We start from the raw sequence: 680 nt of genomic DNA on the forward strand, positions 1-680 counted from the left end.
TCGTTATCTCGATCGCGGGCGAACAACATTGGCTCTGGCGCGCTGTCGACCAGAATGGCTTCGTTCTCGACGTCTTGATCCAGCGCCGAAGAGACTCGCGCGCTGCGCAGCGGCTCATGAAGAAGCTCTTGAAATCCGCCGGCACGCCGCCGCGCGTGATGATCACGGACAAACTCCGTTCGTACGGCGCTGCGAGGGCGAAGATGGGCTTTCACGTCGAACATGGCCAGCACAAAGCTCTCAACAATCGGGCCGATAATTCTCATCAGCCGACGCCGCGACGCGAGCGGATCATGAAGCGTTTCAAATCGTCCCGTCAGGCTCAACGGTTTCTGGCAGTTCACGATCAGGTCGCGAACCTTTTCCACATCCCCGGAGCTGTCACCGCCGACTTCCGTCGTGCTTCGCGCGAGCGAGCCTTTGCGACTTGGCGCCAGATCTCCATGACAAGCGCTATCGCCGACTCTCGACCTCTGAGAATCCCCTCCTTCGGCTCGGCGGTCGATTAAGTTGACGATGCCGGTTCTCGTCTTCGTTGCGCCACGCGTCGATTGTCTCGGGCTGCCTAGCTAGTACCCGGAATCAGAGCTGAGTGATACGGCGGCCTTTGAAGCGGCGTTGACGGACCTTTTTCTTGGTCCAGACGAAGGGCTCGGCTTTGTCGTTGTACGCGTTGACGT

At 59.4% G+C, this 680-nt stretch carries 1 protein-coding gene; it reads left to right on the plus strand.

All coding sequences use genetic code 11. The annotated features are described in order from the left end of the window. Window positions 1–509, plus strand: a 509-nt coding sequence (locus QJT78_RS51885) for an IS6 family transposase (protein WP_281460920.1), incomplete at its 5' end; no start/stop codon positions are given. Window positions 510–680 lie beyond the last annotated feature (171 nt).

It is taken from the genome of Bradyrhizobium sp. Mp27, assembly GCF_029953005.1.
Taxonomy (GTDB): domain Bacteria; phylum Pseudomonadota; class Alphaproteobacteria; order Rhizobiales; family Xanthobacteraceae; genus Bradyrhizobium; species Bradyrhizobium barranii.